This is a genomic window from Bradyrhizobium sp. 76, from assembly GCF_023073025.1.
In the GTDB taxonomy this organism is placed as follows: Bacteria; Pseudomonadota; Alphaproteobacteria; order Rhizobiales; family Xanthobacteraceae; genus Bradyrhizobium.
Map to the genome: position 1 here is coordinate 1 of NZ_JADPIS010000004.1, position 4590 is coordinate 4590.

A 4590-nucleotide genomic window follows, 5' to 3' on the forward strand; every position below is an offset into this window, starting at 1 on the left:
GACGCGCAGTGGTCAGGCGGCTGTCGCAACGGTGCCGAACTCTGGCGCCGTTTGAAGGGACAAGGCTTTATGGGATCGCTGCGCGTGGTGGCGGAATGGGCGACGCGACGGCGGCGTGCCGAGACTATCAGCCATCAACAATTGCAGAAGGTCCCCGCCGCCAGGACGATAGCGCAGCTGATGACGACGAAGCGCGACCACCTAACCAAGGCCGAGACCGTCACGCTTGCCCTCATCGAACAAAACGTTCCTATGCTGGCCGATGCCCAAGCTCTCGTTGGCCGCTTCCACGCGATGATCCGAAAGAAGGCCGAGATGGAGCTCGAACCTTGGATTGATGAATCCAAGCGGAGCCTCATTGCCTCGTTCGCGAATGGCATTGCCAACGATAAGGGCGCGGTGCACGCCGCTATTACGCAACCATGGTCCAATGGCCAAGTGGAAGCTCAGATCACCAAGCTCAAGCTGGTCAAACGGCAAATGTACGGGCGCGCTAAGCTCGATCTCCTTCAGGCTAGGCTGATTGGCGCGCCATAAAAACAACCACGATCATCGAATATGCGTCAGAGCCAAATTTGCAAACGATGACGTAATTGCGGTCGGCACTCGTGGCAGACAACCTCCGTTATCGTGGAGCCCTCGCAATTAAATGATTCGAAGGAGCTCCCATGAAGCAGTACGTCGGGCTGGACGTCTCACAGAGAGAAACCGCTGTGTGCGTTGTCAACGAGACTGGTCAAGTAATCTTCGAAGGGAAAGCAAAGTCTAATCCTGGTGCCTTGACTGACCTGCTTAACAAACATGCGCCTCATGCCGAGCGTATCGGCTTCGAGACCGGTGCTATGGCGAGTTGGCTATGGCATGAACTCCGCAGGGTTGAGCTTCCCGTGGTCTGCATCGACGCTCGGCATGCGCACGCAGCTTTGTCGGTCCGAATGAACAAGAGCGATCAGAATGATGCGCGAGGGCTTGCCGAACTGGTGCGGGTTGGATGGTATCGAGAGGTAAAAGTCAAAAGTGAGGAAAGCCAGAAGATCCGAGCGATCCTTGTCGCCAGATCTCGGCTAGTGTCCATGCGCCGAGACATCGAGAACCAAGTTCGCAGCTTGATCAAGGAATGTGGATTGCTGTTCCCTCGCGCGATCGGCAAACAATTCCGCAACCAGGTCAGCGAACTCTTGGGCGTCGATCATTTGCTTCTCAGCGTGATATCGCCGCTGCTCTCGATCCATGAGAACGTTTGTCAACAACAAGGTAAGTTCGACGACGAGGTCCGCCGGTTGGCAAAGCTGGACGACACGACGCGTCGCCTGATGACGGTCCCGGGGGGCGGTGTCGTGACGGCCCTAACGTTCCGCCACACGATCGATGACCCCTCGCGCTTCCGATCGGCTTCGACGGTCGGCGCCTACCTAGGCCTTACGCCGAGGCGCAGCCAATCCGGCGAAACCGACACCAACGGAAAGATATCTCGATGGGGCGACCGGCTTCTCCGAACTTACTTGTTCGAGGCCGCCACTGTCCTTCTTTATCGAACCAAAAAGTGGTCTTCCCTAAAGGCCTGGGGCATGAAGCTCGCCAAGCGGATCGGCATGAAGAAGGCAAAGGTCGCCATCGCCCGAAAGATCGCCGTGATTCTCCACTGCATCTGGGTCGATGGCACGTCGTTCGACTGGGGCCAGCCGAAGCCAATCTGATATTTGCTCGCAAGTTCCTGGTCCGGTCCGCCGGACTGGCGATGTCCCGCTGGGACGGTGGTCGTGGTGACCTCGGTCAATCGGCTGGTGGCGGTTCGCCCGCACTCCGCTGCAAACGTTGAGGCGCCCGATCCGGACATCATCATGAGGCGCTCGCGACGTCGGAAAGGACCATGACCCCAGCTACGACATCAACCCAACCCGACGAAGCCGCCAACGACGTCGATTGCCAAGCCCGCTAGGCAATCGTCTCGCCATCCGCGATCGCTCCGTCTCCGCAACCTGATCAGCTCCGACGGAGCAATCGCTACCGGCGTGTCACTGGAGAGAGGAAGAATGGTAGCTTGACAACAAACCGCAATTAAAGGGCCGATTGACAGACAACTGGGAGAGCGACTTCCTCGACCTCGTCGAGGAGGCGCATCTCATCTTCCAAGGCAAGTGCGATGGCGCCGTGTGAGAAATACGGGCTAGAGGTCTGCTGGTGGACACCTCGCCGGCGAATACGGCGAAAGGAGGAAGAATTTCACATGTTTCGTGAATGCCCAACGCGGATCGCCTTCGCGATCACGTCCGCTGACTCCTTCAGCTTCTCCACGCGCTGATCTCACTCCTGGACCCATTATCCGATTTAGGGGCCCCGGTCATGGCGATCGCGTACAAGACGCCTACGCCCTCAATCCTAACGGGTACCGCTAGAGCGGCCAAGCCCTCATCAATCTCACCAACACAGGTGGCTGCCACCCATGTCACCGGTGATCACCTCAGTGAACCCAGCTTGTCCGGTGGCGATCGCGGCCGCAGCAGGTCCGGACATTACGGTGTGAACCGCATGTTCTGAGATCAAAGAGGCCGCCATTGTGCGGCGGGCTTCAACTGATATGTGATGACGAGATTGAGGCAGATTGCAAGAAAATCGCCGATCGTCCGGATGATGCCCATTTGGCCAGCCGATGAGCTGCGAGCAGCCTCAGCGACGCGCCAACAGCGGAGAGCCGCGTGACCGACAGTTGGACAACAGCGTGACACTTCTCGCGGATGCCCGGTCAATACCGAACTGGTATTGATCTCTCTTACAAATGGTATTGGTCGATCACTCGCGATCGCCACACATTATCTTCGGGCTCCGGACACTGGTAAGTTTTCTGCCGTCGAAGCCAGAGGCCTTTTAGATGCAGACGATCCCGAGCTCCTCCGTGGGCGTGATCAAGAGTTTGGCGACCGCGTCTTATGCACCGTTCGGCGCCACCGCACGACGTTTCGTGACCTTCTGCAGAAGGTCAAGGAATTGACCGGCACACTGCAGGAGGCGGGTCTAAAGAGCGGCAATCGCGTTGGACGTGGCTTCGCCAGCCGGAGAGCAGGGCGCTTGTCAACGCCAAGGAGAGCTCAAAAGCCGACCTTATCGCCAGCGTATAGTTTTGTAACAAGCGCCTCGCCTACTGCCAGATCCGGCTCTACGCCCACATCGTTGACGAGTTTCCGTGCGGCCCAATGACGCATCAAGAAGAACGAGATTACGGTCGATCTGAAGGGCGCCTGGGAAGCAGAGCAGGTTCGGTCAGCCGCTGCTCACCGTCTGAAGGAGTATCAGCATGGTAGACTCACGTCAGACCGCTCAGAATTCAGATAACCTTCTCTCGCAGGTCCATGACGGGGTTTTGGTTCTCACAATCAATCGCCTCGCTCTGTACAACGCCTGGACGTCCGATCTCAGGGACGAACTGGCTGCAAAGCTGGTTAGTGCCGATGCGGACCCCGACGTCATTGCAGCGATCCTGACCGGTGCCGGGAACAGAGCATTTTGTTCGGGTCAGGATCTCTGGGAATTGCAGGCCTTCAGCGATGGCTCTCGAATTGGCCCATGGTTGGGCCGCCTTGCGAACTGCTACGATGCAGTCAGACAATTTCGGAAGCCGTTGATTGCCGCTGTCAACGGTGTGGCGGCTGGATCCGGTTTTCAGGTCACCCAGTTCTGTGACTTCGTGGTCGCGCATCCCGACGTCAAAATGGGGCAGACCGAAATCAATTCTGGTCTCCCAAGCATCTTCGGCACTTGGCTGATGTGGGAGCGAGTGGGCCGTCGCGCGATTGAGCTTTCCCTGCAAGGAAGGCTGATGAGCGCCGAGGAAGCAAGGAATCTAGGCTTCATCCATCAAATCGTCCCCCAGGGCGAAGTTCTCGACACAGCGATTGCTGTGGCGAAGCGCCTCTCTGGCCAGCCGCAGGTCGCCTACGGCCTTTCGAAGAAGGCCAATCGGCTGCTCGATGAAGATCGCTATCGCAAGGCCATGGCGATGGCGGTGGAAGCCTATCGCGAAGCCTTCGATGCCGGCTCTCCTCAGCGGGAAATCGAGCGCTTCTTCGAGCGGCGCCGCGCCCGCAAACAGCAGGCGCGCGCGATGTAATCACGAACGTAGCAACGCGAAGCGGCAATCCGTTCCGCGCGAACGACGATTGACCCTGAAGTTGGTCCGCCGGACAGCGTGCACCTCACGCTGGCTAGCACTACAGTTGCTTTGTTTGCGGGCTTCTGAATCCATGGGCAACCATGATTCGAATGTCGTGGACGCGGGCCGCGTCGGTTGAGGAGACGCTTGCGTTGTGGGCGGCGTCGCTTCGAGAGATCAAGCAGCGGATACGTCCGTTGTTCACGCAAGAGCGTGTTGCGACGAATGCAGGCTTGTTCCTGGAAGGTCTGCTCGGAGATGAGCAGCGCAAGACCGGCTGGATGCGCGCGGAGGCGGCTGGCGATCCTGGCCCATGGCGTCAGCAGGCAATTCTGGGTCGTGGAGATTGGGACGCTGATGCCCTGCGCGATATCGTCCGCGACTATGTCATCGAGCACTTGGCGGATGACGATGCGGTGCTGGTGATCGACGAGACCGGCTTT

5 protein-coding genes are annotated in these 4590 nt (G+C 58.5%); 4 read left to right on the plus strand and 1 reads right to left on the minus strand.

Going from position 1 to position 4590, the window contains the following annotated elements:
• On the plus strand, window positions 1–537 hold a 537-nt coding region (locus IVB48_RS00100), incomplete at its 5' end, for a transposase (RefSeq protein ID WP_247396222.1).
• Between the two features lie 131 nt (window positions 538–668).
• Window positions 669–1697, plus strand: coding sequence for an IS110 family transposase (locus IVB48_RS00105; RefSeq protein ID WP_247396226.1), 1029 nt, complete (start codon window positions 669–671; stop codon window positions 1695–1697).
• 721 nt (window positions 1698–2418) lie between these two features.
• Here the strand turns inward: IVB48_RS00105 and IVB48_RS00110 are convergent.
• On the minus strand, window positions 2419–2556 hold the full coding sequence (locus IVB48_RS00110) for a hydantoinase/oxoprolinase family protein (protein WP_256468846.1): 138 nt from the start codon (window positions 2554–2556) through the stop codon (window positions 2419–2421).
• Window positions 2557–3292: 736 nt separating this feature from the next.
• On the opposite strand from IVB48_RS00110, the gene IVB48_RS00115 reads away from it, so the two are divergent.
• A complete protein-coding gene (locus IVB48_RS00115) occupies window positions 3293–4105 on the plus strand; it encodes an enoyl-CoA hydratase/isomerase family protein (protein WP_247396229.1) in 813 nt (270 codons plus the stop codon).
• A gap of 143 nt (window positions 4106–4248) precedes the next feature.
• Window positions 4249–4590 (plus strand): transposase (locus tag IVB48_RS00120; RefSeq protein WP_247396232.1); only part of this gene is annotated, 342 nt, incomplete at its 3' end.

What these genes read in the sequence shown, in the direction of transcription:
- IVB48_RS00105 (WP_247396226.1), top strand. Translation starts at nt 669, where the DNA reads ATGAAGCAGTACGTCGGGCTGGACGTCTCACAGAGAGAAACCGCTGTG.
- IVB48_RS00110 (WP_256468846.1), bottom strand. Translation starts at nt 2,556, where the DNA reads ATGGCGGCCTCTTTGATCTCAGAACATGCGGTTCACACCGTAATGTCC.
- IVB48_RS00115 (WP_247396229.1), top strand. Translation starts at nt 3,293, where the DNA reads ATGGTAGACTCACGTCAGACCGCTCAGAATTCAGATAACCTTCTCTCG.